Origin of the sequence: Clostridium sp. (assembly GCF_036639235.1) — a bacterium.
Taxonomy (GTDB): domain Bacteria; phylum Bacillota; class Clostridia; order Clostridiales; family Caloramatoraceae; genus Clostridium_AB.
Genome location: NZ_JAVWJB010000060.1, coordinates 1 through 1,900 on the forward strand (window position 1 = coordinate 1; position 1,900 = coordinate 1,900).

1 protein-coding gene is annotated in these 1,900 nt (G+C 33.4%); it reads right to left on the minus strand.

Going from position 1 to position 1,900, the window contains the following annotated elements; all coding sequences use genetic code 11:
• Positions 1–166: 166 nt before the first annotated feature.
• Positions 167–1,900: ABC transporter ATP-binding protein/permease (locus tag RR539_RS09870; protein WP_332483799.1), on the minus strand; the 1,734-nt coding region annotated here is incomplete at its 5' end.

Below are 1,900 nucleotides of genomic sequence, written 5' to 3' on the forward strand. Positions count from 1 at the left end.
TTCTCCTATATATGAACCGATTGCAATTGCCCCAAAACTAGCTATAGCAATAGCTGCTAAAAAACCTAAAACTCCTAAAGTTATTGTAATTGCCATAATTGGCGCTAGTGGTTTAAGCTCTATGATTAGTCGCTTCATTATCTGGAAGCCTGATCTTCTTTCCATATTACTTAACCTCCCTAATCTTCTCTAACTCATTTTGCTTATTAACCATGTTATAGTAATTCCCATTAAGATTCATTAACTCCTCATGTGTACCCTCTTCAACAAGATTACCCTTTTTCATAACATAGATTTTCTTAGCATCACGAACATTAGCAAGTCTATGTGATATAACAAGTATTGTCTTATCACCTGAAAGTGAGTATATAGCTTCCCATATCATTTCTTCACTTTCTACGTCTATATTAGATGTAGCTTCATCAAATATAATCATCTTTCTATCTGCAAGAATTACTCTAGCAAGTGAGAGTCTCTGTCTTTGTCCTCCTGAAAGTGCATTACCTGCTTCACCAACATTAGTGTCTAGTCCATCCTTAAGACCTTGAACAAACTCATATAGTCTAGCAGTCTTAAGGGCCTCTACTATTTCTTCTTCAGTTGCATCCTTCTTACCTACAAGTAGGTTATCAAGGATAGTTCCGTTAAATATGTGGCTGTTAGTTGATACTAGTGCAATGCTGCTATAAATATCATCCAGTGACACGTTGTTTATGTTATTTGAATTGATTAGGATTTCACCGCTGTTTACATCATAGTTATTAAGAATAAGTGATGCTATTGTACTCTTACCGCTACCACTTTCTCCAACTACCGCAACGACTCCCCCCTTATCAATATTCATGCTTACATTATTGATTACTGTTCTTTCTCCATCATAACTGAAGTTTACATTATTAAGTTTTATGTCTACTTCACTTAGGTCAATATTCTCAGCAGTAACCTTTTTATCCCTCTCAGGTGCATCTAGAATTCCAAACATTCTATCTGAAGCTGCCATACCATTCATAGCTATATGGAAGTATGAGCCTAGTAGTCTTAATGGAATGAAAAACTCTGATGATAGAAGAATTATAATAAGTAGACTTCCTACTCCAATTTCTCCACTGGCAAACTGGATAAGTCCAACAATTGTACCTGCTGCTGCACCACCAAATGCTACAATATCCATAATTGTTATTGAATTAAGCTGCATGCTTAGAACCTTCATAGTAATAACTCTGAACTTCTCAGCATCCCTGTTCATCTTCTTATGTCTTTCCTTATCAATATTAAATACCTTTAAAGTTGTAAGACCTTGAAGGTTTTCAAGGAATGATCCACCTAAGTCTGAATAGCTCTTCCAGTACTGCTTAAGAATCTTCTTAGCAATTTTCATAATAGCAATAATTGATAGTGGAATAAGTGGTACAGCTATTATAAATACTAAAGCAGCCTTAAATGATATAAAGCTCATAACTATAAATAATGTTACTGGAACCACAAGTGAGTATATTAACTGTGGTAGGTATCTACCGAAGTAAATCTCAAGCTGCTCTATACCTTCAACCATTACTTGAACAACAGATGAAGTACTTTCAACTGATGTATATCTTCCTGAAAGTCTTAAAAGCTTCTTATATATAACTTCTCTTAAAGTACATCTAGCCTTAGATGATGCAAGATTAGAATATTTAGCATACATCATATTGCTTATATACCTTAATACTAAAAGTCCAATTATTAGTATAATTCCTGATAATAAACTTAAATTATCGTATATTTTAAAATCTGTTAAAGCATTAATTAGACTATTAGAACTTAAATCTAGTTTAGCTCCTTCAAAAACCCTATTTATAAATGAACCTATAAGAATAATAGTAACTATATTACAAAGAACCGCTAACCAGTTAAATAATAC